This is a genomic window from Mesorhizobium sp. RCAM 05104 (assembly GCF_059683645.1).
Genome location: NZ_CM185033.1, coordinates 2,693,710 through 2,717,427, shown reverse-complemented (window position 1 = coordinate 2,717,427; position 23,718 = coordinate 2,693,710). Strand labels below are relative to the sequence as shown.

Annotated in this window: 16 protein-coding genes and 5 pseudogenes; 14 read left to right on the top strand and 7 right to left on the bottom strand. The window is 59.2% G+C overall.

The window, feature by feature from the left end; translation table 11 throughout:
• The first annotated feature begins 6 nt into the window (after positions 1-6).
• From AC56QP_RS13465 to AC56QP_RS13455, 3 genes are all read left to right on the top strand, one after another.
• Positions 7-486 carry a NifX-associated nitrogen fixation protein gene (locus tag AC56QP_RS13465; RefSeq protein ID WP_497100477.1) on the top strand — a complete coding sequence of 160 codons (480 nt, stop codon included), beginning with the start codon at positions 7-9 and terminating at the stop codon, positions 484-486.
• Positions 486-1,301 (top strand): response regulator transcription factor, encoded by an 816-nt coding sequence (locus tag AC56QP_RS13460; RefSeq protein ID WP_497101044.1) that lies wholly within the window; start codon positions 486-488, stop codon positions 1,299-1,301. Before AC56QP_RS13465 ends, AC56QP_RS13460 begins: the two co-directional genes overlap by 1 nt.
• A 337-nt stretch (positions 1,302-1,638) precedes the next feature.
• Positions 1,639-2,283, top strand: a complete 645-nt coding sequence (locus tag AC56QP_RS13455; RefSeq protein WP_497100478.1) for a universal stress protein — start codon at positions 1,639-1,641, stop codon at positions 2,281-2,283.
• A 1,330-nt stretch (positions 2,284-3,613) separates the two neighbouring features.
• On the opposite strand, the pseudogene tnpC reads toward AC56QP_RS13455, so the two are convergent.
• From tnpC to AC56QP_RS13440, 3 genes and pseudogenes are all read right to left on the bottom strand, one after another.
• Positions 3,614-5,242, bottom strand: a pseudogene (gene tnpC / locus AC56QP_RS13450) (IS66 family transposase).
• A gap of 75 nt (positions 5,243-5,317) precedes the next feature.
• Positions 5,318-5,662, bottom strand: coding sequence for an IS66 family insertion sequence element accessory protein TnpB (tnpB, locus tag AC56QP_RS13445; protein WP_023693549.1), 345 nt, complete (start codon positions 5,660-5,662; stop codon positions 5,318-5,320).
• Positions 5,659-6,045, bottom strand: a complete 387-nt coding sequence (locus tag AC56QP_RS13440) for a transposase (protein WP_497100479.1) — start codon at positions 6,043-6,045, stop codon at positions 5,659-5,661. Before AC56QP_RS13440 ends, tnpB begins: the two co-directional genes overlap by 4 nt.
• A 791-nt stretch (positions 6,046-6,836) precedes the next feature.
• On the opposite strand from AC56QP_RS13440, the gene AC56QP_RS13435 reads away from it, so the two are divergent.
• From AC56QP_RS13435 to AC56QP_RS13405, 7 genes are all read left to right on the top strand, one after another.
• On the top strand, positions 6,837-7,958 hold the full coding sequence (locus AC56QP_RS13435) for a TlpA disulfide reductase family protein (protein WP_497101045.1): 1,122 nt from the start codon (positions 6,837-6,839) through the stop codon (positions 7,956-7,958).
• A gap of 1,097 nt (positions 7,959-9,055) precedes the next feature.
• Positions 9,056-10,423 (top strand): lysine N(6)-hydroxylase/L-ornithine N(5)-oxygenase family protein, encoded by a 1,368-nt coding sequence (locus tag AC56QP_RS13430; protein ID WP_497100480.1) that lies wholly within the window; start codon positions 9,056-9,058, stop codon positions 10,421-10,423.
• A 1,178-nt stretch (positions 10,424-11,601) separates the two neighbouring features.
• Positions 11,602-11,805, top strand: coding sequence for a CCE_0567 family metalloprotein (locus AC56QP_RS13425; RefSeq protein ID WP_497100481.1), 204 nt, complete (start codon positions 11,602-11,604; stop codon positions 11,803-11,805).
• Positions 11,802-12,119 carry a ferredoxin III, nif-specific gene (fdxB, locus tag AC56QP_RS13420; protein ID WP_497100482.1) on the top strand — a complete coding sequence of 106 codons (318 nt, stop codon included), beginning with the start codon at positions 11,802-11,804 and terminating at the stop codon, positions 12,117-12,119. The genes AC56QP_RS13425 and fdxB overlap by 4 nt, the downstream gene beginning before the upstream one ends.
• 40 nt (positions 12,120-12,159) lie before the next feature.
• Positions 12,160-12,351, top strand: coding sequence for an exopolysaccharide production repressor protein (locus AC56QP_RS13415; protein WP_497101046.1), 192 nt, complete (start codon positions 12,160-12,162; stop codon positions 12,349-12,351).
• Positions 12,352-12,769: 418 nt separating this feature from the next.
• Positions 12,770-13,783, top strand: coding sequence for a 1-aminocyclopropane-1-carboxylate deaminase (locus AC56QP_RS13410; protein ID WP_497100483.1), 1,014 nt, complete (start codon positions 12,770-12,772; stop codon positions 13,781-13,783).
• Between the two features lie 426 nt (positions 13,784-14,209).
• Entirely contained in the window at positions 14,210-14,956 is a 747-nt protein-coding gene (locus tag AC56QP_RS13405) for a LuxR family transcriptional regulator (RefSeq protein ID WP_497100484.1), read from the top strand.
• 131 nt (positions 14,957-15,087) lie between these two features.
• On the opposite strand, the gene AC56QP_RS13400 is transcribed toward AC56QP_RS13405, so the two are convergent.
• Both AC56QP_RS13400 and AC56QP_RS13395 read right to left on the bottom strand, forming a co-directional pair.
• Complete coding sequence (locus AC56QP_RS13400) at positions 15,088-15,222, bottom strand: hypothetical protein (protein ID WP_281004946.1); 135 nt, start codon at positions 15,220-15,222, stop codon at positions 15,088-15,090.
• A 39-nt stretch (positions 15,223-15,261) separates the two neighbouring features.
• Complete coding sequence (locus AC56QP_RS13395) at positions 15,262-15,492, bottom strand: hypothetical protein (protein ID WP_497100485.1); 231 nt, start codon at positions 15,490-15,492, stop codon at positions 15,262-15,264.
• Between the two features lie 474 nt (positions 15,493-15,966).
• Between AC56QP_RS13395 and glmS the strand changes: the two are divergent.
• Positions 15,967-17,443 (top strand): annotated as a pseudogene (gene glmS / locus AC56QP_RS13390) (glutamine--fructose-6-phosphate transaminase (isomerizing)); the annotation flags it as partial.
• A 500-nt stretch (positions 17,444-17,943) separates the two neighbouring features.
• Positions 17,944-18,354 (top strand): annotated as a pseudogene (locus AC56QP_RS13385) (OmpW/AlkL family protein); the annotation flags it as partial.
• Positions 18,355-18,761: 407 nt separating this feature from the next.
• Here AC56QP_RS13385 and AC56QP_RS13380 read toward each other — a convergent pair.
• Both AC56QP_RS13380 and AC56QP_RS13375 read right to left on the bottom strand, forming a co-directional pair.
• A pseudogene (locus tag AC56QP_RS13380) lies at positions 18,762-19,043 on the bottom strand (OmpW/AlkL family protein); the annotation flags it as partial.
• A 143-nt stretch (positions 19,044-19,186) separates the two neighbouring features.
• A complete protein-coding gene (locus tag AC56QP_RS13375) occupies positions 19,187-21,313 on the bottom strand; it encodes a prolyl oligopeptidase family serine peptidase (RefSeq protein ID WP_497100486.1) in 2,127 nt (708 codons plus the stop codon).
• Between the two features lie 1,251 nt (positions 21,314-22,564).
• On the opposite strand from AC56QP_RS13375, the pseudogene AC56QP_RS13370 reads away from it, so the two are divergent.
• Together AC56QP_RS13370 and AC56QP_RS13365 are read left to right on the top strand one after the other, a co-directional pair.
• A pseudogene (locus AC56QP_RS13370) lies at positions 22,565-22,741 on the top strand (transcriptional regulator domain-containing protein); the annotation flags it as partial.
• Between the two features lie 115 nt (positions 22,742-22,856).
• Positions 22,857-23,372: a DUF2285 domain-containing protein gene (locus AC56QP_RS13365; RefSeq protein ID WP_497101047.1), complete on the top strand. Its 516-nt coding sequence runs from the start codon at positions 22,857-22,859 to the stop codon at positions 23,370-23,372.
• Positions 23,373-23,718 lie beyond the last annotated feature (346 nt).

Below are 23,718 nucleotides of genomic sequence, written 5' to 3'. Positions count from 1 at the left end.
GCGAAAATGTCCGACCCTGTGGTTAGCCCTGCTGTCGCCGAGGATCAGGTGGCGCTTGCCAGCCCGTTCCTGAAATGCCTCGTGCGGCTAATCCGTGCTCAGGACTCCTACGGAGCGTGGGAAGGCAAAGCGGACCCCGAGCTGTTGGCCTCCTTCATCATCACCAAGGAACAGCGCCGTGCAATCCCGATCATCGGCGATCCCGATCCGGACGTGCTGTGGAGGCTTGATATGTTTTACACCGCTGTTGGGCTTTCGATCGAGGAGCGCTCCGGCCTCATGGCATCGCCTATCATGGAGCTGAGCCATGAAGGCTTCGGGCGCGTGCTGTTCACGTCCGGGCGGTTGGTGGTTCTGTCGAAGACCCTGCGCGACGTCCACCGGTTCGGCTTCGAGACGTTCGGGAAGCTCACTCAGGCCGGCACGAAACTGGTCGGCGACGCAATCGCCACCATCGAGACCTATCCCGAGGTGGCGCGTGCGTGATGAAGCAGGTTTCGAGCAAAGGGGCCATGACAATCTTGAGCAGCCGCGATGGCCAGCCCACGGAAGCCGAGGCGGGCCAGGTCGATGAGGGGGCTCTTGGGGTAGCGCCGATGAAGCCACTCGTCCTGATCTGTTCGCAAGATGCGGAGTTCTATCTGAATTATAGCCACATTCTGGAGGCGGACATCTTCGCGAGTGAGCAGGCAGGCTGCGCGAAGGAAGCATTTGTATTGGCCGAACAACGGGAGTTCCACGCCGTCGTGCTGGACTGCGTCCCAGCAAGCGCGACGGGAGCCACAATCTGCGCCCGCCTCAAGGAGGAGCCGCGGACGGCCGACCTGCCCGTTATTGCCCTGATCGCGCGCGGCGCCGAGGACCAGCACCTCGATCTCCTGAAAGCTGGCATTGACGAGATCTTTGTGCGGCCGATCGACCCGGCCAAGCTCCTCGACTGTCTACGGGCGAGGCTGGCGCTGCCGAAGCGGGGCGCAAATGGTCTTGAAAACGGCGGCTGGCTCACCTGGGGCGGCCTCGAGATGAAGGTGGATGCCCGCCGGATTCGCGGCAATGGCCACGACATTCACCTCGGACTCATCGAGTTCAACGTGCTGCGGCTTATGATTGAAGCTCCCGGCACGGTCTTCAGCCGGGATGAGCTTATCCGCAGAGCTTGGCCCGACAACGTCCATGTCGGTCCACGCACCGTTGATGTCCATATCAGCCGGATAAGAAAAGCCCTGAAGTCAGCTTCGCCCGGCAGCGTCATTCGCACCGTGAGGTCGGCCGGCTACTCGCTCGAGAAGCGGGACGACTGAATCAAGTGCCGGGGTGGCACTCCCACTCTCGCGCTGTGAGCCGGTCTTGCAGCCAGAACGCCACAAAACGAACACGCAGAGCAGGGCAGGCAAATGGCATTCAAAACTGTACTCTCTGTGACCGGCGCTGACCATTCCGATCAGGACGTCAGAACTGCTGCCGGCTTGTGTGCCGAAGTCGGCGCGCACCTTTCCGTACGGATTATACCGGCTCCGATGCTCGTTATGTCGTATCCGCCGAACGGAGTTGGTGTCCCCGAGTGGCCTATGGGACATGGACAGGCAATGGCCAACATTGAACGACCGGTTTCGGCAAATCGATGGATTTACACAGGACGTGGCCAGACTGGAAAGACGCTACAAAGACACCCAGAGACTGCTAAGAGCGATGTGCCTTTCCTATGACGTGGATACGGATTATTGCGAAGCGACCGGCGTCGGTGAGGTGGTTCGACAGCGTGCGCTCTGCGCCGACCTGACAATGGTCGGCCCCGCACTTCTCAACGACAGTATTGTCGGACCTCTCGTTATCAATGGCAGCTTATTCGACACGGGAAAACCGGTGCTTATTGTGCCGAACGGCGCTAAGGCGACCCTGTGGCCACGGCACGTCCTGGTCGGTTGGGATTCACGACTCGAGGTGTCCCGTGCGGTTCGGGAAGCGCTGGGTCTCTTATGCGCTGCTGAGGAAGTTCGTGTTGCCCTGGTCGATCCGAAGGCGAACTACAACGGGAACGGCGCGGAGCCTGGAGCCGATATTGTTGCCTATCTCACTCGGCACGGTGCTCGGGTGTCGGTTGATCGGCTGCCGAGCGCCGGTAAACCGGTGGCAACGGTGCTCGCGCAGCACGCAATCGACACGTCCGCAGACATGATAGTCATGGGCGCTTATGGCAGCCGTCGGCTGCGTGAGCGGCTCTTTGGCGGTGTGACGAGATGGATGGTTGAGAAGCCGACATTGCCGCTGTTTTTGACGCGCTGACTGGTTCCGAAGTTGCACCCACGCTATTCGAAGCTTTACTCCCCTGGGTGACCTATTCATATCATCGGGAGAGAGATCGCGGCGGCGCGAAGCTCCTCGGAGCCAATGTGCTGGGTGGCGCCATCGGGAATACGTCCGGTCTTGAGTTGCTGTCGGGTACTGCTCGCCCGAGATGATTCCGCTGCGCGGAGACCAAGGCCGCGCAGGGATGCTGCTAGACCCATCTAGGCCCGGCTTCGTGGGTTGGCGGAAGTCGAGAAAGAGAGGCTTTCTGCGCGGCAGGCCGAGTTCGGACCCTTTGCTGCGGCCAGCACCGCCGTTCGGCCAAGGCAATAGCCTTTTAATGGTCGGTCAGTAGCGGTGGACATGGCCACTGTTCCCGGCTGCCCCCGTTGTCAGTGGCAATCGAGTACGAGCACGCTGCCGAATGGACCAACTGGAGCAGCACGAAAAAGGCCAGCAATCTCTCAAGCCTGACCTATCTCCTTCTCGGCAATCGACTCATCTCGCCCGTGCTGCGTCGGGCGATTCCGATTGGCGGCGATCGCATCCCCCATCGTGCAGTTTTCTCATAGGCAGGTCGAGCGTTGAGTTTGCAGGCGCGTTGCGCCGATAATTGGTATTGGGCTCTGGGTTAGGGTTCTTGATCGCATCCGGTGGCCCGCATTCATACCGTTGATGGGCTTCATCGAAACAATCGATTTTACGGAGAGTAACGAACATGAAAAAGCGTCGCTCGGGAGGCGACGCCAACCGGAAATCTCTCCAGGTCATGCGCAAGACGGAAGGTAGAGCGGAGTCCTCCTAATTCTGATGCCCACGGTCCACCATTCAATGTAAGCGCTTCCTGGCGCATCCTGCAGAGCCGCGAGTCTGACCATTTGTTTTCGCTACCGGCGAGACGCATTCGGTCCGGAGGGTTGAGGGCTGCCTTCAGGCGTGTCGGGAAGGAGAACGTCTGAAGGGCGGAAGGCATTGACGACGTAGGCCGCGAACTCAGGAGGAACCAGTCGCTGATCCGGATAGACTGGCATTATTCCGTCCGACCGAGGTGGACCTGCCGATTGGCGACACGCCCACCCGACAGATCACAACCTGCTGCCCTTTGTGTTTATAATAGTTTCCTTCCGGCGCATTCGATGCAGCGGAGCTTCCGAACGAATCAACGGATGTCCTCCCATGATCAAGCTGAGCGACGGATGCTGTCGCCGCATTGAATCCCGTACTCTCGCTGGTCACCAAGCCGGTCAACATCGGCGCGTCATAGGGGAGGCGGGCGACTCCGCCCGATGGAATCAACGATGGGTTTCGAAAGCTCTCGCGTAAGCGGTCAGCCGATAACGTCAGGCCTAAAGTTCCAAGGCATGAGCATTTCGATCTCGGATGCCGGCCAGCCTTGAGCGATGCGAGTCAAGGTCTGTGAGAGCCAGTCGAGCGGATCGACGCTGTTCATTTTGCAGGTTTGCAGCAAGGTGGCTACCGTCGCCCAGGTTCGTCCACCGCCTTGGCTGCCGGCGAATAGACTATTCTTTCGCGTGATTGTCTGGGGCCTGATTGCACGCTCGACGATATTGGAGTCGATTTCGATGCGACCGTCCATCAGAAAGCGTTCCAGCGCCTCCCGCCGGGCGAGCGCGTAGCGGATCGCCTCGGCGGTCTTGGATTTTCCGGAGACCTTGCTCAGTTCCGCTTCCCATAGATCGAAGAGGCTCGCGACAATGGCCACGGAAGCGCAGCGCGGCTTCCGGCATCCTTGCCGCGAACCTCGTCCTCGACCTTCCACAATTCGGTCATGGCGATGATCGAATCCGTCGCGGCCTGCGAGATCCCGCTGATGTGCAGGTCGTAGAGTTTGCGCCGCAGGTGAGCCCAGCACCCGGCGAGCCGGATTGTTTCATTGCTGCCGGCTTTGGCCCGTGCCTTGACCAGGTTGGTATAGGCCGAGTAGCCGTCCACTTGTAGGATACCGCTGAATCCGGCGAGGTGGCGCGCCACGCAATCCGCGCCTCTGCTGTCTTCAAAACGATAGGCAACCATTGGCGGACTGGTTCCACCATAGGGTCGATCATCCCGTGCGTAGGCCCATAGCCAGGCCTTCGTGGTTTTCCCCGCTCCGGGGGCAAGGGTGGGCAAGGTCGTCTCGTCGGCGAAGACCCTTTCGCCCTCCTTGACGCGCTCAAGGATGTAATCGGCGAGCATCTGCAATTCGAAGCCCAGGTGCCCCATCCACTGCGCCATCAACGACCGGCTGAGTTCAACGCCATCGCGCAGATAGATCGTCTCCTGCCGGTAAAGAGGGAAGGCCGTCGGCGTATTTCGACACGGCGATATAGGCGAGCAGCCGCTCCGTCGGCAGGCCGCTTTCAACGATGTGCACCGACGCCAGAGCCTGGACCACGCCGTCACGGCCCCGGAAAGCGTATTTGGGACGGCGCGTGACGATGACCCGGAACTTCGGGGGCACGACGTCCAGCCGCTCGGATCGATCCTCGCCAATCAGAACCTTTTCCAGCCCCTCGCAGTCGCCCGGGATTTCCGGCTCGATAACTTCCTCGATGCGTTCGAGGTGGGCGGCAAAACCCTTGCGCGGGCGCGGGGCTCGCTTCGGCTTGTCCCCAGCCGCGTGAGCAAGTTCGCTCCGGATCGCCGAAAGGCCGGTCTCGACCTCCTCGAAGACAAAGGAGACCTGCTCGTCGTCGATGGCCAGGCGTAGCCGCTCGGAACGCGTGCCATGTTGCGTGCGCTGCAAAACTTTCAGGATCGACGTGAGATTGGCGATCCGCTCGTGGGCGCTCTTCTCGACGGCCTTCAGCCGGGAGACCTCCGCCTCGGATGCTGCGATTCGAGCTTCGGCGACTACGATCCGGGCCTCGCTCGCAGCCTGCTCGCGAGCCATGGAAAGGATCATCGCCTTCAGCGCATCAACGTCGTCGGGAAGGGCAAGACCCGGTAGAACCATGCAAGCAACAAAGCACAAAAACAGCCGCTTTCCCAACCGTTCCAGTCGCATGATTCATCTTGCCGCAGGCCGGTTTCAGCCCGTCGATAACGGCCGCCTGACCCTGGCCGGACGGATCTTTTTCCAGTCTAACCCGGCCAGAAGCGCCATCAGCTGGGCGTGGTCGAGACGCATGCGCGCGGCCGATATCGCAGACCAGCAGAAGCTGTGATCTTCCAGAGTCTTCGAATAAAGACAAACCCCGCTGCCGTCCCACCACACGATGCGAACCCGGTCCGCACGCTTCGAACGGAATACGTGAAGCGCCCCCGAGAACGGGTCCAGGCCGCCATCCCTGACCAGCGCCATCAAAGAAGCCGCGCCCTTGCGGAAGTCGACCGGCTGGCACGACACGTAAACCACCACACCGGAAGCGATCATGCCTTGCGAACCGCGCGGATGATCCTCGCCAGGCGATCGGGATCGACATAGCCGCCGGCGCGCACCACTGCGTCGCCAATGACGATTTCCACCGTGTCGCTGCCCACCGCTTCAAAGCGCGTGAACTTCGCCGGATTGCTCGCTGCCTCCGTTAGTGGCGCAACCATGCCCGACGAAAGCGCCTTGCGGCGCCAAGCATAGAGCTGCGAGGGGTCCAGCTCCTCGGAACGCGCAACCGCCGACACATTGCCCCCTGGCGAGAACGCTTCGGCAACAAGCCGTGCCTTCTCTTCGTCCGACCGATGGCGCGGCTTGCGTCGGGACGGCACAGGCTCCGCCGTCAAAATCTCGAATGTTCGATGATGGCTCATACTGTCGCTCATAGGATTCTCCGCATGATTCATGCTGAAAATGAGCGATCAACCGCCTGCACGCTACGTGGGGATGCCTACGCGCTTACGCTCTCGCTGACGACGTGCAGGCAGACATTGGGCTATCCCGCTCACGCGCCACCGTCGCCGGCATTAGGGATCTCCCATGAGCTTCGGCTCCGACAATACGAGGCAAGGATAAACTCTCGCAAACCCGGCGGCACCCAGGTCGAGAATGGCTGCGGGGAGGGTAAAGGCCTATATCCGCACCTGTAATGCGCCACAGGGCAAGCGACCGATCTCGACAAACTCATGGCCCCAGACGGCATTTCAATCGTGAGGGGCTAATGGATAGAGGTAACACAAGTGGGCCCGCAGACTGTTGCCATAATAGGAGGCCAGGCCGTGGAGATCGCCAGCGAATCCTGCGTCGTGGTGCTGCTCGCTGAGCCGAGCTCAATCTGCTCAGTCGAGATAAGCCAAGCTCTTCACTGTCCTAAAGCAGCTCGCGCAGGACTAACTCATGTCAAATACCTGACGCCGACACAAAAAATGTCAGGTTCAAGACACCGGCCGTGTTTGGCCCGTTGCGCTTTATCGAAGCAATCAGCGCTTACTGCGTGGTGAGAGGGTTGGCACGCCCTTTGCGACCTGAGATGCAGCGACCCTGTGGTGAGGGCTGACTGCAAGCCGCAAGGCGGGCGATGGTCTCCTGACCCGTGCGTTCCGCTTCTGAGAAAAAACCAGCTCGCGCATAAAGCCACGAAAGTGAGAATCGCTTGAAGAACGACACGTCACTTCGAATGGAGTCCCCGGCTCCTCCGATCAAAGTGGAGAACTGGTTGCGTGGCAAGCCCCTCACGAACTTTCGGTCCGGCAAAGTGTACCTCGTCGAATTTTGGGCGACTTGGTGCGCCCCCTGTGTGGCGGCGATGCCCCGTCTGATGCAGCTGCAGGAAACATTCAGGGACCGCGGACTTGAGGTCGTTGGCGTCGCGGCTAGCGAACGTGCAGCAACGACAGAGGGGGCCCGAAGCGGGTTGGACGCCTGGTTGACGAACAAGTTCCCAAATCTGAACTTTCCGATCGCGTTCGACTCCACCGGTGAAATGAAGAAGCTTTGGATGGAGCCAAGCTTATCAACCGGGATTCCCACGACATTCATAGTAGACCGCGATGGCCACATAGCCTTCATTGGTGATCCTACTGACCTCGATACCGTCTTACCGAAAGTTCTCAATGGCAGCTGGCGCAGCAGCGACGAAGCGAAAGCCGCGGATAAGGAGCGAATCGCCAAACAGGAACCCAAAGCGCGCCGGCAAGCGTTGAGAAAGCCGATCCTGGCCAAGTTTGGAGCTGCGGTTGAGAAAGAGGATTGGAAGACGGCGCTCTCGGCAATCGAAGAGGGTATCGCCTTGGTGCCGGACGACGTCGATCTGCGACTGTATCATGTACATCTGGTGCTTAACAGCATGCAGGACATTCCGAACGGCTTGCGCGTCATGCACAAATTGGTTCGCGACGCGATCGCCAGAAACTCCGAGCATTGGATGACCATGGCCTTAGACCAACTCTTCCACCCATGGACCGACCATTCGCGCATTCCGTCTGATGCCCGCTTTGCGATGGGCAAGGACCTGTCCGAACAGATCCTGGCCTTGGATCCCGCCAAAGACCAGCTCGATCGGTTGTGGTCCTATCCAGCAGTCGCTCGGTACTATCGTGACAGCGGCGACAAGGAGCGCGCGATCGACTTGATCGAGCTGGCACTGAAGTCGCTGCCCGAGCCTGTTCCCGACGACGTGAAGGAATTCGTTTTACCGGGTTTGCTGCAGATGCTGGCCAACTACAAGGGGGAGAAGGTCTGTCACGGCCCTCTCTGTGTGGCTCCGCAAAACAACGATCCCGAAACGGTCGCTTCATGAGTCAGACATGCAGCATGGGCTGCATGATTGTTAGCAAGTTGGCGCTTCAAATCATGCGATGACCTCCGACCGATTGAGGCGGAAGCAATCTTCTCGAGCTCGGTCGGGAACCTCGCAGTCGAGGACTAATCAAGATCGGTTTCCCAAGGTGCACCGCACAGTTGCTGAGCCAGCAAGTTGGCACGGCCTTTGCGCGTTGAGCTGAGTGAGGGCTGACCGCATGAGAACACGCAAGACGATTGATGGTCTGGTAACTGGTGTGTTCCGTTTCTGAGAGAAGAACCAGCTCGCGCATAAACGTCAGGAAGGTGTGGAATAGCTATGGAGAACAACATGGTGTTGCGCAGCTATGCGCCAGCTAGTTGAGGATGCGATCGACAAAAAGTTCGAGGCCGTGTCTTGGTACGTCCCGGTCGCTCAATACTATTATGAGAGCGGCAACAAAGATCGCGCGATCGAGTTGATCGAGGTGGCACTGAAATCTCTGGGTGATCCGGACACGATGCCGGACTGCTCCAAGCCCTGGCCAACTACACGGGTGAGAAGGCCTGCTACGCGAAGCTTTGCGTGGTTCCGCAAAACAAGGCTCCTGAACATCAAAGCGCAATCGCCTGATGAGCAAAGATCGCAAAGGGATCACATGTGGAATGGACCCCTGGTCAATTCGCCAGTTCTGCGGCGTGCCCGCTTTAAGTGTGTCCGTGCAACACAGGGCGGACCAATTGCCGAACGTTGGAAGTGAAACTTCGTAGTGACCTTCGACCGGATTTGCGCGGAAGAGATGTTCGAGGCGAATTTGGGCTGTCGCGGAAGACATCACGGTCAGGAAGTGTCCAAGGCCGGCCAAGGGACGGCATTAACGTGGGATCGGCCCGGCCAGGCCGGCCGATAGGGAATAGGCTTGGAAACCATCTCGCTGATCGCGACGCGGTTATCGAGGCGGGCCGACCTATCTCGATCCCGCCAACGCCCCACAAGTCGCCGAAATGAGTGTCGATCTCATGACTTGGCTGGGATCCATGGGCTTCACAGCCGACCACACGACAGCGGGGACAGCGGCACCGAGGTCGAGAATGCCCGCGTAGAGGGGAAGCCCAATGGCCATGGCCGATATTCGCCGCGAACATCGCCTGATTGGGAAAACACCTACAGGAGGAAGACAAATGGACCTCTCTTGCATTGGGGTGGGTGCTGGACCGTCTAATCTGAGCCTTGCGTGTCAAATACATGAGCAGATGGGGCGAGGGGCACTGTTCTTGGATCGGCAGGTCGACTTCCGCTGGCACCCAGGCCGCGCATTCGATTCCTCGGAGCTCCAGGTCAGCCACTTCAAGGATCTGGTCACGCTGGTGAATCCGCGATCAGCCTACACTTTCGTAAACTACCTGCACGAGAACGGGCGTCTGTACCACTTCTTGAATGCACAATTCGAGGCCGTACCCAGAGCTGAGTTCGAGCAATACTTGAACTGGGCCTTCCACAGGAACCCGCTTGTCCGCGGCGGCCAGACTGTGCGCGAAATCCGCTTTGACGGCGAGTTTCGGGTGTGGACGAACGACGCAGTTTTTGGCGCTAGAGACCTCGTGGTCGGCATCGGCAAGCAGGCGCGGATTCCGTCTCAGTTTCAGGGCTGGACTGGGCGCAACCTGTTCCACTCATCGGATTTACTGCACATCCATCCTGAGGTTTGGAAAAAGGACGTTTGCGTGGTTGGTGGAGGCCAGTCGGGAGCCGAGGTGCTGTTGCACCTTGTCGGCCCGCCAAAAGAGCGGCGGCCTCGATCGATCACTTGGGTCTCGGAGCGCGAAAACTATCTGCCCATCGACAACAGCCAGTTTACCAACGAGTTGTTCGTGGCCTGCTTTTCGGATCGCTTCGCGGCAATGAACGAGTCGCAGCGCAAACTGTTCCTGAGGCGTTTCGTGCTTGCTTCCGACGGCATTTCGGAAAACACGTTGCGCGCGATCTATCAGGCGCTATACCGCCACGCGTTTTTAACAAACCACTGCGAAATCACGCTGCTGCCGGGCTGCAGCGTCTCACACTGCATCAACCTCGGCGCGGGTCACAGGCTGACCCTCCAGCACGGCATGGAGGAGGTCGACGAAGTCACGGCCGACATCGTCATCCTGGCCACCGGTTACGAGAACGCGGTACCAGACTTCTTGGAACCGATGGCGGACCGGCTGGGACATATCGACAATGAGTTGGCCATTCGCGAGGATTTTTCGGTGGGCTGGGACGGACCGCGTGACAGGCGCATCTTCGTACAGAACGCGACCCTCGGGGAGCGCGGGCTGGCTGATCCAAATCTAAGCCTGCTGGCCTTGCGAGCGCGTCGCATCCTCGACAGCCTTCTGGGGCGCGCGGCGCACGCGAACCCCGAGCATCCCGGCTTCATCAGACCTACCTCCGTCGAGAGCTGGCCCCACCCCGTCGCAGAAGAAATGGGCAGCGGGATATGACCTGTCGACGACTGATCATCGGCGGGGGCCGCTAAGGAATGCTGTCCGCCTTCGCTGAAGGCCGGTGTGGATGCGGCATCCGGTGTCTAGCGAAACAGCATAGGCGCTATCCGGCGGCAGCTCGCACTCGACGCATCGGGCCTCCTCGACCCCGGCTTCAGGCTTTCGGAGACAGGCTGATCCAAAAAACCGGCCGGCAGTCAGTCGCTGCACGCGGGAGCCAGTCTTGGGGTTGCCCGCGCACTTTCGAAAGGCGCCGAAGTGCTGCTGTTCTACGAGCCGAGGCCAGCTTGCCGCAGGCAAGGCAGCCAAGCTGCTTTGTCTCCCAAGTGTCTGATGCAGGAGTGATGCGTGTCCAAAACCTTACAGCCGGCGGAAAACATGTCGGATCTAAAACAACCGGCCCCGCCGGGTTTGTGAGGTTTTTCGAAGCCTAATCATGCCCTTACTGCGTACTGAGCGTGCTGGCACGGCCTTTGCTGCTTGAGATGCGGCAAGACTCGTCGGGCTGACCGCATGAGAACACTAAAGAGGATTGATCGTCTGCTGATCCGTGTGTTCCGCTGCTGAGAGAACGAGCAGCTCGCGCATGCACGCCAGGAAAGGTGTGGGAATTTGGAGAACAACATGGTGTTGCGTATTGAGTCCCCGGCTCCCCCAATCAAGGTGGACGCCTGGCTGCGTGGCGAGCCCCTCACGACCTTTCAGTCGGGCAAGGTGTATCTTGTTGAATTTTGGGCGACCGAGTGCGGACCCTGCCCGACCGTTCATTCAAAGGCTCCTGCCGCTGATCCGTGCTCAGGACGGCTCATGCCAAGTGCAAATCGGGGACCGAGCTGCTGGCCGACTTCATCATCACCAAAAAGCTGCAGCGTTAAGATCCCCGGCGATCCTGCTGTGTAGGCTCGACATATTTCCCACCGCGGTGGGGGATTGCGAGCGAGGAGCGCTCAGGCGTGATGACATCGCCAACAAAGACGAAACCGATTGAGGCTTGGGGCCAGTGCTTTTCATGCTCGGGCAGTTAGTCGTTCTGTCGAGGCGTCCATCGGTTCGGCTTCGAGACTTTGCAGAAACTTGCGGATGCGCCGGTACGAAACTGGGCGACGATGCGACTGCAGCTATTCCCTGTCCCGACTTTGCGCGGGCGTGAAGAAACCGATTATCGAGGAAGGATCATGTCAAATCTGGATGAGATGGTGAAGGAAGTCCGAAAGCTTCAACTGCGCGCGGCTATTGCTAAGACGAACTTGCGCGACCTTGCCGAGGGTCTTCCGGTCAAATGGACTGAGATAGAGGAAGTCGCCGAGAAAGCGCACGCCGTTTATGCCGAGTTGCATGGTGCCAGGAGAGAGCTCGCCAAAATGAAGAATTTACGATGAGGAGCACATTCATCAGCCGCGACGGCTCCATATGGGTGCCGGAATATCTGACCGCTATAGATGGGAAGACTTGTATCGGCTGCGGCCGCTGTTTCAAGGTCTGCTCACGCGAGGTCATGCATCTTCACGGCGTGGATGACGCGGGTGAAATCCTCGGCATCTGCGACGGGGAGGACGACGACTTCGACGGCGAGCTCAATCGCATGATCATGATAGTGGATCATGCCGGCCGCTGCATTGGCTGCGGAGCCTGCGGCCGCGTCTGCCCAAAGAACTGCCAGACGCATGTTGCGGCCGACCAGATCGCAGCATGAGCAGCATGATTAACTAGACAGGAGAACGGCTTTGAACTACATGATCTTTTGTCGGCTCCTGGCGCTGGTTTTGTGCTGCAATGCTGTGACCGTTTACTTTGCGTCGCAGTCGATCCGTCTAGCCGTCGTCACGACGCTGGCCTGCTCGCTGCTGCTCCAGATGGTCTATTTCGGCAGCGTGCTCTTTCTGCTCTGGAGGTCCAGCTGTGCTTGTCGCGCAGAGGTAAAATAAGCCTTTCACAACGCAGTTGGAAACCAGCCGCCATAAGATGACGAGTTGAGGAATGAATGTTCAGATGTCCCTCAGCTCGTCCTGATGGCGGTGTGTCGACGCTCTGTTGAGGCGTAGTGACAGACCGGAACTCACGTTCACGCCACTTTGGACCAACAAGGGGCATCGATCTGACAGGTCAAGAACATAATTGGGCTTGAACTGGCCAGCGGTGGCCACATCCTGGGGTGAATCTGTTGGGTTCGGCAGGCACACAGGAGGCGCCGCACCACGCCTGCGTGCGGGTCGGTCGACCGAGGCCTGGCGACGACGATGAGTCACTTCTACAACATCTCAGAACACAGCTGGCTTCAGCAAAAAGGGACCATTACCGAGGTCGGAGCTGGTTCAGGCTGGATCGCCTTCTGCTGGAGAAAACATGCTGGAAAAGTTCGAACGCTATCCGCTCACCTTTGGCCCAACGCCGATCGAGAAGCTCGACCGCCTCGGCAAACATCTGGGCGGCAAGGTAGAGATCTACGCTAAACGCGAGGACTGCAACTCAGGTCTCGCGTTCGGTGGAAACAAGCTGCGCAAGCTCGAATACATCGTTCCCGATGCAATCGCGTCAGATGCCGATACGCTGGTCACCGTCGGGGGCGTGCAGTCCAACCACACCCGGATGGTCGCGGCGGTCGCGGCCAAGATCGGCATGAAATGTCTTCTGGTTCAAGAGAGCTGGGTTCCACATGAGGATGTCGTCTACGACCGGGTCGGCAACATTCTTTTGAGCCGCATCTTGGGCGCAGAGGTGCGCCTGGTCGACGAGGGCTTTGACATAGGTATCCGCTACAGTTGGGAAGAAGCGCTCCATGATGTCAAGGCAAGGGGCGGCAGACCTTATGCGATACCGGCTGGGGCCTCTGTCCACAAATACGGTGGCCTTGGCTATGTGGGGTTCGCCGAGGAGGTGCGCGCTCAGGAGAAACAGCTTGGTCTTGCCTTCGATTACATCGTTGTTTGCACTGTGACAGGTTCAACGCATGCCGGCATGATCGTCGGGTTCGCTGAGGATGGTCGACAACGCAACGTCGTCGGTATCGATGCATCCGCCACTCCAGCAAAGACCAAGGCTCAGGTGCTTAGCATTGCCCAACGTACAGCGATCCTCGTCGAGCTCGGAACGGAACTTGTCGAGGCTGACGTGGTGTTGCTCGAGGACTATGCGTACCCGCGTTATGGCATTCCATCCGAGGAAACCAAGGAGGCGATCCGTCTGTGCGCGCGGCTCGAGGGTATGATTACCGATCCAGTCTATGAGGGCAAATCGATGCAAGGGATGATCGACCTCGTCCAGAAGGGCTTCTTTCCAGAGGGGTCGAGGGTCCTCTACGCCCATCTGGGTGGCGCGCCCGCAATCAACGGTTACGGCTACACCTTTCGCAATGGCTGAGGCGCGATAGCTCGCGCCCGGACGCCTCCCAAGTCGGTCAGCGCTGAGCCGGAAAGGCCGCAGCCAATTTCGCGGACCTCGATGATCTGGTGAACAAAAGCCGTTCCGCGCAGAGGGCGCGCGACCCCAATTCCTTCCTGGGCGGTTGGCCGTATCGAAAGACCGAGGCCGGTGACGGAGCAGATCACATGCTCCACTGTCAGATTGTGCACTCCGCGACAAAGTGCTGTTCGGTTCATCTCCTGAGTATCTTTACCCCAGCCCATTGCAATCTGAAGAAAAGCTTTGCGCCCAAGTTGGCACGACTCTTGAATGTCCCTCTACAGGTGGAGAAGAGCTACGACTCAGATTCCCCTTGACTACTCAGTTGGGATGCTGGGCTGGAGCAAGCTCGCACCCAATGAGAACGCAACTGAAGGAGAGATCATGGAACTCCCCCGGATTGCGGTCGAGTTAAGCATATTCCTCGACACCACTGATGATATCGCTGAATCCGAACAGTTGTTCGAATTGTTGTCTGCGTTTGCGCTGAATTTCGATTGCCCGTGGATCGCCTATGGCCCGCTTGCATCAGAACAAAGGGTTTTGAAGCCGGCCCGACCGGACTCTGCGGTGATGTGGAATTACCCTGATGAATGGCAGGAGCGCTACTTGAAAATGGGTTATGCCAAAATAGACCCGCTCATCAAGAAAGGTCGAAAGGGGGTAGGGGCCTTCCGATGGAGTGAAGTTTACGCCGACGGAAGCACAACTGAAAATGAACGCCGCGTCCTGGATGAGGCGGCGACGTTCGGCTTGAAGTCAGGCGTTACAGTTCCATTGCATGGCCCCGCTGACAGCTTCACGTTTATGAGTTTTGCTCAATCGTCGGACAGCGAATTGCAAAATAGAGCGATCACCTACCTGCAACTTGCCGCGGTACAGTTTCATGTGAGGATTACGAAGCTCGCAACTCCGATGGCATCGGAGCACGTTTATAAGCTCTCTCCTAAAGAAATAGAGTGCATTTTTTGGGTATCGAGAGGAAAAACGTCAGGAGAAATAGGGACGATATTAGGACGATCCCGAAACACCGTAGATTTCCATGTGAAAAACGTAATGCAGAAGTTCGATGTGACCAGCAGAATGGTAGCTGCTGTAGAAGCTTTGAAACTTGGAATTATCGAACCGTAAGAAGGAAGATTCGTCGAGCTCGGTGCGCGGCCTAATTTTGCCGTTGAGGCGCTCGAGTGTATTGGTGGCGTGGAGCTTGGTGTGGTGCTCTCTTGGAGAAAGTAATATCGGCAAGCACGTCGGGCTCGACATCATCCGTAATTGTCGCCCCCCTTCGGCACCTTCGGCAGGATCTGTCGGCGTCGGCGCACCAATTGACGCTTGCGGCCCTCGGTTTCGGTGAAGACGGCCCGGCTTTTGGAATTGCTGTCCATCTCCATGGCCATGGCTTGTCATCAACCGAACGGGGCGAGAGACAATTAGATCTAGGGCTCGTGGATGACGGCGATCAGCGCCTTGTCGGCGTGCGACGCGATCTGGGGAAATTCGGAGCTTATTCCTGAGCTTGGGATGCGCAGTTCGACGGTGCCGGCGCGTCGCACTGTCGCGTAGCTTCGGGCCTCGCCATATGCGGCGCCGATGGCGGCCCCAACCTCCGGTTCCATCACTCGCTCGGCGGGAAAGCCCATCATGTCCCGCAAGAGACCGGAATCCACAGTCCTCTCCAAGAGAGTGCGCCTAGGTTCGTCATGTTACCGATCATCGATGGTTCCTTTAAAATCAGGTTGGTATTCCGCAACCGAGCTTTGCCGGGGAACATCGATGACCGCCGCAAAGCCGCTCGCTCGCTGCGGCTGTTGAGGGCGCTCGCGAGCGGCTTCGCGACCGCCGCGCTACACAGCCTGTGGTGACGCGCTCCAGCGGATCGCACGACTCCTATGATTGGTCAGCCGAATGCTCGCATGACTCACGGTGTTCAGCCGCCTGCGCTTTGTCCTCCAGGCGCTCGACGCCCGCTCGCAATGCCTCGCACCGTGAAATCGCAGCGGCCTTGTTGGGCCAGTAATGCGCCCATGCCTATTGCACGATCCGCGCGGCTACCTTCGCGATTGCATCCGCCGCGCCATCGGGCGCGGTCACATCCTCATGGATCGTAGATATCGAGATTTCCTCGCTTGAAGATGATTGCAAGGCTTACCTTGGCGGCGGCGGGAGCCGAGTTCCAGACCGACACCGAGGTCGTCGCGCATCTCTTGGCCCGATACCGCCAGGAGGGCATGGGGCAGGGCGAAGCGATGCATGCCATGCTGAAACGCATCAAGGGCGCCTACGGGCTCGCCATCCTTTTTTAGGATGATCCGTCGAGCATCATGGCGGCGCGCAATGGGCCACCGCTGGCAATCGGCTACGGCGACGGCGAGATCTTCCTGGGATCCGATGAGGTCGCGCTTGCTCCCTTCACGAATGAAGTCACCTATCTCATCGACGGTGACTGGGCCATTATCGGCAAGAGGGGTGCCGATATATTTGATTTCGACGGCTACCCCGTAGAGCGTCCGCGTCAGACCTCCATGGCCACGGCCTATCTGGCCAACAAGGGCAAACATCGCCACTTCATGGAGAAGGAAATCTATGAGTAGCCGGAGGCCATTGCCCTGTGCTCGCCCATTATATCGGCTTGATAGAGAATCGCGCCGATCCGGTTTCCAGCTTCGATTTCGCCAGCATTCCGAGCCTGGCGATCTCTGCCTGCGGCACCGCCTACCTCGCCGGACTGATCGGAAAATACTGGTTTGAGCGCTATGCTCGCCTGCCGGTCGAAATCGACGTTGCGTCCGAATTCCGCTACCGCGAGATCCCGTTGTCGCCCCAGTCTGCTGCTCTTTTCATTTCGCAGTCTGGCGAAACCGCCGACACGCTGGCGTCACCGAGATACTGTAAGGAGCTTGGGCTGAAAATTGGCGCCGTCGTCAATACCCCTGAATCGAGTATCGCTCGAGAGGCCGACGCGATCTTCCCGATCCTTGCCGGCCCGGAGATCGGCGTCGCCTCTACTAAGGCCTTCACCTGCCAGCTTGCCGTTCTTGCCGCATTTGCCATCAGCGCCGCCCGGGCCCGCGGAACGGTAACCGAAGGCGATGTGCAGGCGCTCGTCAAGAGCCTTGCCGAAATGCCGCGCATCATGGGCTAGGTCCTGAACAGCATCCAACCAAAGATCGAGCCCCTTGCGATAATGACGTCCTGTATCTCGGCCGTGGCACCAGTTTCCCACTGGCGATGGAAGGTGCGCTGAAGCCCAAGGAGATTTCCTACATCCACGCCGAGGGCTATGCGGCGGGTGAATTGAAACACGGCCCAACCGCATTGATCGACGAGAACATGCCAGTGACTGTCATCGCGCCGTATTCGCTTTTTCAAAAGACCGTCTCCAATATCGAGGAAATCGCCGCCCGTGGAGGGCGGATTATCCTGATCACGGATGAAAGAGGAGCAACCGCATCGAAGCTCGACACTGTGCACACGATCGTGCTGCCAGTTGTCGACGAGATTATCGCGCCGATGATCTTCTCGTTGCCCATACAGCTTCTTGCCTATCACACAGCCGTCATCATGGGCACAGATGTGGACCAGCCGCACAATCTCGCAAAATCAGTTACTGTCGAGTGATTGTAATGCGCTCAGAGGTGGCGCCCCCCATTGGAAACACACTTTCGACCGGACGAAGCGCGCATCGCCGGCACTTCGACCTCGAGGAGACCCACAACGAGGTTCGCAGCCAGTGGATATTATTGCGCTACGATAACGACATTGTGGGCGGCCCATCGAAGTCTCTTTCAGCGGAAGGCGTACTTGCCGGCGCCTAGCGCATAGGATGCGTACGTCAACAACGGGGTGAAGCCATCGTCCGGTGGGTAAGCAGTCCAATTTCAGGCCTAGGGCCATCGCCATAGAGGTGGCGCCGGGTCTCGCAAAGTGGCACGATGATGCAAAGGTGTCGCCATTCTGCCGGCAATACAGTCGGCAACTTGTGGGTACGGTGTGATGTTGGCGGAACCTGCCCCGTCCATCGCCCCAATCCACCTCTCTTTAATCGCCAGAATGAGCTCGGGCTCTGGCTCGCGCTGGACTTCGTCGACCAGCCTGTTCGATCCCTCTGATAGGCCGACGCCGCCGAGCTTATCCTGGGCACCACCTATGCCAACATAACAGGCCAGGGCTCGATTGGCGGCCTGGGGAATATCGGCAAGGTATGGCTGCTGCCGCCCACACTGACATTGCAGTACCATTTTGCCGATTTTGGTGCTTTCAAGCCCTATGTTGGCGCCGGCGTGAACTACACGATCTTTTATCATCAGCAGGCCGGCAGCGCCGATGATCTCAAGGTCAAGAACACGTTCGGCACCGCGCTGCAGCTCGGTTTCGACTACATGTTGGACCAGCACTGGGGCGTCAACTTCGACGTAAAGAAGCTATTCCTAAAGCCAGACTTCGACGTCACCGTGGCCGGCGTCAAGCTGACGGGGAAAGCGGAGCTCGATCCCTGGCTGATAGGCGCAGGTGTCACCTACCGCTTCTGAGTCGAAGACCGGGCTTGCTGACGACAAAACTGAAAGAGGGCGCCTCGTCCGCCCTTTTTTCTTCCCAGACCCTATACTCTACAGAAAATTGAGCCGGGTCGATCATCCGAACAGCCGGCTCGTGGAGGGCTGATGTAGTGCTCATCTCCCAAACGCACTGAGCTGCCTGCCTCGTCAGGCACTCGGCTGCCTCCAATTAAACGGGATGGGGGCCAACCGCTACTTACACGGACGATCTGCGGCACGTAAGAAACTCGTGTGCCATGCCGGTAGCCTCAGACCTGCGCTCGCTCACCCCGCATGTTGCCGTAATCATCGGCCCACCCGGGGCAGGCAGGAAAAACGCGACACTCGCCCGACAGTCTCCATAACGCCGGCGCATTGAGCGCTGCGCGCGCCGAGCCTTCGACGTTGTCGGTGAAGAAATACGAAATATCGAGTTCGGGCGTCACCGTGTTCGAATAGGAAAGTCCGGAGCCGGGCACCCTATTAACGAAGCCCGAATCCTCAGTGATGACCCCCAACGCGCGCAGGCGGATCTGCCAGGGGCTTGGCCATTCCGTGACCAAGGGACCCTCGTCGGGGTCGCACGGTTCTGAAAAGTCTGCCGCGACCGCCTGGTGTCCGACCAGCACCAGGACAACGGCCGCTGTTGCTGCCCGCGCCACATTCATTTGCTTTGTTGCCATGAAATTATCTCCTTGCTCTTCAGAAATGGTAGACTGCTATAGTCCTGCAGTATTGATTGGGATCGACAGAGTGCGGGCGCGCATTTGCGCAAACCGTGCTCGTATTATTTGCACCGTTCTCGCTGTCATCGACCTCTACTCGCTCATTCGTAGTTTGCTTTTGCCGGCCTCCCGGTCGTCAATGAAATACTTTCGGCTTGCCAGCCGATGACGCTGCGAAGGAAATTGATGCCAAGACTGATGAATGCAGCGCGCTCCCGATTGTTCTTGCCGAAGCCGTGCCCGCCTGCGACAGGCTCGTAAAAGTAAGCGGGATAGCCAAGAGCCTGCAGTTTTGCGGCCATCTTGCGCGCATGGCCCGGGTGGACGCGGTCGTCGCGTTTCGTGGTCGCGAGCAGGACAGGCGGATAGGGCTGTCCCGGCGTGGCAGTGTGATAGGCGGAGATTTCCTTCAGAAAAGCCCAATCGTCAGCCTTGTCGGGATCGCCATATTCGTCGATCCAGCTCGCGCCCGCCAGGAGCTTGGTGTAGCGGCGCATGTCGACAAGCGGAACTGTGCAGAACAGCGCGCCGAAGTGCTCAGGGTAGCGGGTCAGCATGTTGGCAATCAGCAGGCCGCCATTTGAGCCGCCCTCGGCGGCAATCCGCCTCGGGAGCGTAATGCCCCTTCGCACCAGGTCGGCGGCAACGGCGGCGAAATCATCATGGGCAAGACGCTTGCCCTCCCTGCGCCCGGCCTCGTGCCAACGGGTGCCGAACTCACCGCCGCCCCGGATGTTCGCCACCACGCAGGTGCCGCCGCGTTCGAGCCACAGCTTGCCGAGCGAGGAATTGTAGGAGGGCAGGAGCGATATGCCGAACCCGCCATAGGCGGTGAGGTGAACTGGGGCATCCCCGTTCCCGTCAGCCGGACCGACCTGCGTATAGGGAATCATCTCACCATCGATCGAGACCGCCTCGTGGCGCGTGACCACCAGTCCGGATGCGTGGAAATTCTCCGGGTTACGCTTCAGGATTAGTGAAGCGCTGAGAGGCGGCGCTGAATTGAGATCGAATAGGGAAAGCTGCGGCGGCGTGATCGGATCCTGAGCCCAGACCAGGACCTCTCCATTGGTCTCGTGATCTTCTGCGTCGAGTGACCAGAGTTGAACACTTTCCTCGCCGGGCACGGTGTCCAGGGTTCGGCGCGTCCATTCCTGGGGACCGGGGGTGAACATCTCGAATCGCGGAACGAGGTTGCTGAAGTAGGAACTGATGAGCTTCCCCTCATTCCAGAAGAATGACTGCAGGGAACGCCTTTCGGCTGGTTCAAACAGGGTACTAAATCCGCGCTCGCCGGCCAGGAAGGAGGAAAGCGAGATGCCGATCAGCGCGTCGGCGGCATAGGTCGTCCCGCCAACCGTCCATGCTCTGCGCGGCTTTACCGCCAACCAATCGCCGAAGACATTCCACCAGGCGTCCCGAGGAAGGTCGATCTCAACCGTCGGCCCGCCTCTATCGCCCATGCGGACTATCTTCTCCAAGCAGGCCAGCTGCTCGACAAACCATAGACGCTCGCTCTCGGCGGTGCGGTCCAGATGGCCAGACACACCGATGGTTTCGGAACCGGTCTCGAAGATTACTGGGGCCGTCAGGGGATCCGCGCCACGCTCCCACAGTCGCACGGTGCGCGCGTAGCCGGAGCGGGTGGCCATGCCATCACCAAGCGCACTGGAAAGCAGAAGCGTGTTGGAGTCGAGCCAATCAATGCTGCCCTTGGCCTCCGGGAGACTGAAACCGTCGGCGACAAAGTTCAGAGAGCTCAAGTCGAATTCGCGATGCACGACCGCGTCGCTGCCGCCGCGCGACAGGCGCAGAACGGCTCGTTCCCGTCTCTCGGGCTCGATCAACGCGCCGCCCCAGATCCAGTCCTCTCCGTCTCTCGCGGCGAGGAAGTCCAGATCGAGCAGTAGCTCCCACTGGGGATCCGCCTTCATGTAGACGGAAAGGGTGGTCCGGCGCCACAGCCCGCGGGGATTTCCGGCATCCTGCCAGAAATTGTAGAGATACTGACCGCGGCGCGTGACTAGGGGTATCCTGTCGGAACGGTCGAAAATCGCCGTCAGTGCCGCTCGGTCGCGCTCGAACTGCGTTCCACCGAAGTCCTTCAGGGTCTTTGCCGACTGGCTGGCGGTCCACGCAAGTGCCCGTTCACCTTCTACATCTTCAAGCCAAAGACGGGGGTCATCGTCGGGTGCATTCAGTGTTGGGCGGAAATCGAATTCAGTCATGTCCGCACAACCAGAGAAATGAAAGCGCAATGGCTTCCGTCTGCTCGGGAACGCTTAGTGTTGGCGGCGGCACCCGCATGTTCGAAAAGCGTGATCATGGATGAATTCTTCCCAGTCGGTGTGGCGTCGCAGTGCTTTTGCGCACAGGACCGCAATCGTCGTGCCAACCGGGAAAATCTTACGGAACAATGCGATCACTCTGGCAGCGCCGTGTCAGAAGTCAGACATCGTCGCGAATGCGACAACGAGCGTACCCTGTAATCACCGGATCAACCTCCGGCGCGATAGCTGACGCCGTGCAGAACTCAAGCAGGGCCGGCTGCGGCTGTGGTCTACACACCGCCAGCGGCAAAAAACCGGAGATTCGAGGAAAGGGACTGGGCGCCGCTTGGGCGACCTGATGGTTGTCCAAGCCCTGCCGCAATCTTGGCCTGCACCGTTCCCTTGATTGCATTCTTGACGTCTGTCGATCAAGCCAGCAAGCTGCATTCGCGCGAACGCATGTGACTGGCCCCTATGGCAACTTGGGCTGATGTCGGCCGCCCTCCGATATGCGATACGAGGGTTCATGAGAGGTGGGAGCTCAGGCTCGGCGTAGTATCTCGGCGAGACGGCTAGTGGTCGACGATGTCTTCCTGACGCCACGCATTGGTAGGCCGCAGCAACAGGGACAGTGCGGGCGCAAGTCTGCCTGGGAAATCGGCTGCAGCAGGGCAAGCGGAGTCTGGCCGCGCTCCATCTCCATACCGTCCGCAAAGAAAGCTCGGCGTGAGCACCACCGAAGGCAACGATTTGCGCGCCTCGCCGGTTCGTTTTGCGACCCACTGACCAGTCGGCTTCACGTGTACAACTATACAGGCTGCCATAGCGCGGAACTTGGCCTCCAATGGGGAAATTCCCGAGGAGACCTCCCGATGACTGAGCTTATAGCCCCGGCGCTACGACGACTTGCCCACCACCAGCGTGCAATCCAACGCGACGCCCACTGCCCCTTCAAGGAACGTCTGGGACGGGATGCACGAGCCGATCACGGACATGAAATTAATTGCGTTGGCGTGCACAGGCCGCGGTGGCTGTCGCTGTGCGAGTTCGACGGCCTGGAGCTATTGCGCGCGCCTTCTGCCCTCCAAGGTGCCAATGGCACACGCTTCGACGAAACGGCGTGCTCGAGGTCTGGTGCCTTCAGCGCCGGTGCCTTGCCAGGTGGCATGATGCTTCGAGGTCCGTGGGGGCGGGCAGGGGAGCACAGTCATGCCTACAGTTCTCGTGACTGGCGCGGACGAGCCTGATTGGCGCGATGAAAGATCATACGATTACACCTCAGGTCTGACGCCGCGCGAGTGGGCCTGGGAGTTCTTACGCCGCAATCCAGCATTCCAGCGTGATCTGGTAGCAGCGCGCCAGCAGGCCAATACTTTGTCATACCGACCCATTCTCGACGTGGTCGCGTCGGCCGGTGACCTGTCACGTTGGGGTGTCCTGTTTCGCCGAGTCTTATGGGCGCAATTCGCTCGTATTCTGGTCTCCGCTCTGGTGCGTCCATGTGCTGCCGGTCATTGCAGAACAGCTGTCCGCATCCTCGGCGACATCGCCGTTCGAGCTCTCGGCATTGTCATGTGCTGCTACGGTCTTGCTGGCGCCCGACAAGCGCCAGTATGTTATCCTTCGCGATTCAGAGCATACGCTCCAGCTCGCCGTCTCTGGCGCAGAGATCTTGCACCCTGTCTGCCTCCGTACCGAGGCAATCTGGCCCGCGAAGCTTTTGAAGCATCGCCTGAGGGCGATTGAGTGCCTCAATGCTCTAAGTGTGGGTCAACGTCTGCCTGCCCGCTTGTTTCCGCCGGAAAGACGCGGTGCCCGTTTGACCTTCGTTCTTCGTGCGCTCGACGGTTCACTTGCTGGGGCGTCACATCGCGAGCTCGCCGAAGCTCTGATCGGTCAACGGCGCGTCCATGCCGACTGGAGGGATCCTCGCGATCATCTGCGCGACCGCATTCGCCGCGCCGTCTCTCGCGCCCTCGCCCTCATGGATGGAGGGTATAGAGATTTCCTCACTTGAAAAGTGACAGTCCGCCCTGTGCGTCAGCCGGCGAACAGTTCGGAGCTTAAACCCGGTTACCCAGAGTGCGCCCAGTCGACATGGCAGCGAACGGCCTTGCGGGCGCTCTTGTTCAGGCGTCGCTCGAGGCCGAGAGGCACGTTCGGTGTTGTCCGATAACCGACAATGTCATGTACATAACGAAGTGGAAGCTGACGCATCGGTTGTTTTTTAAGCGCTTTTGCTTTGGCACGGTACATGCACGCTATTCAGCAAAACGCGCGGACTGAGTGGTTCCGCCGCCACGAAAGTCGCTGACTTACGCCACCTCCCAAGGCGTACCCGGCCCGGCAGCGAGCTCAGTCTC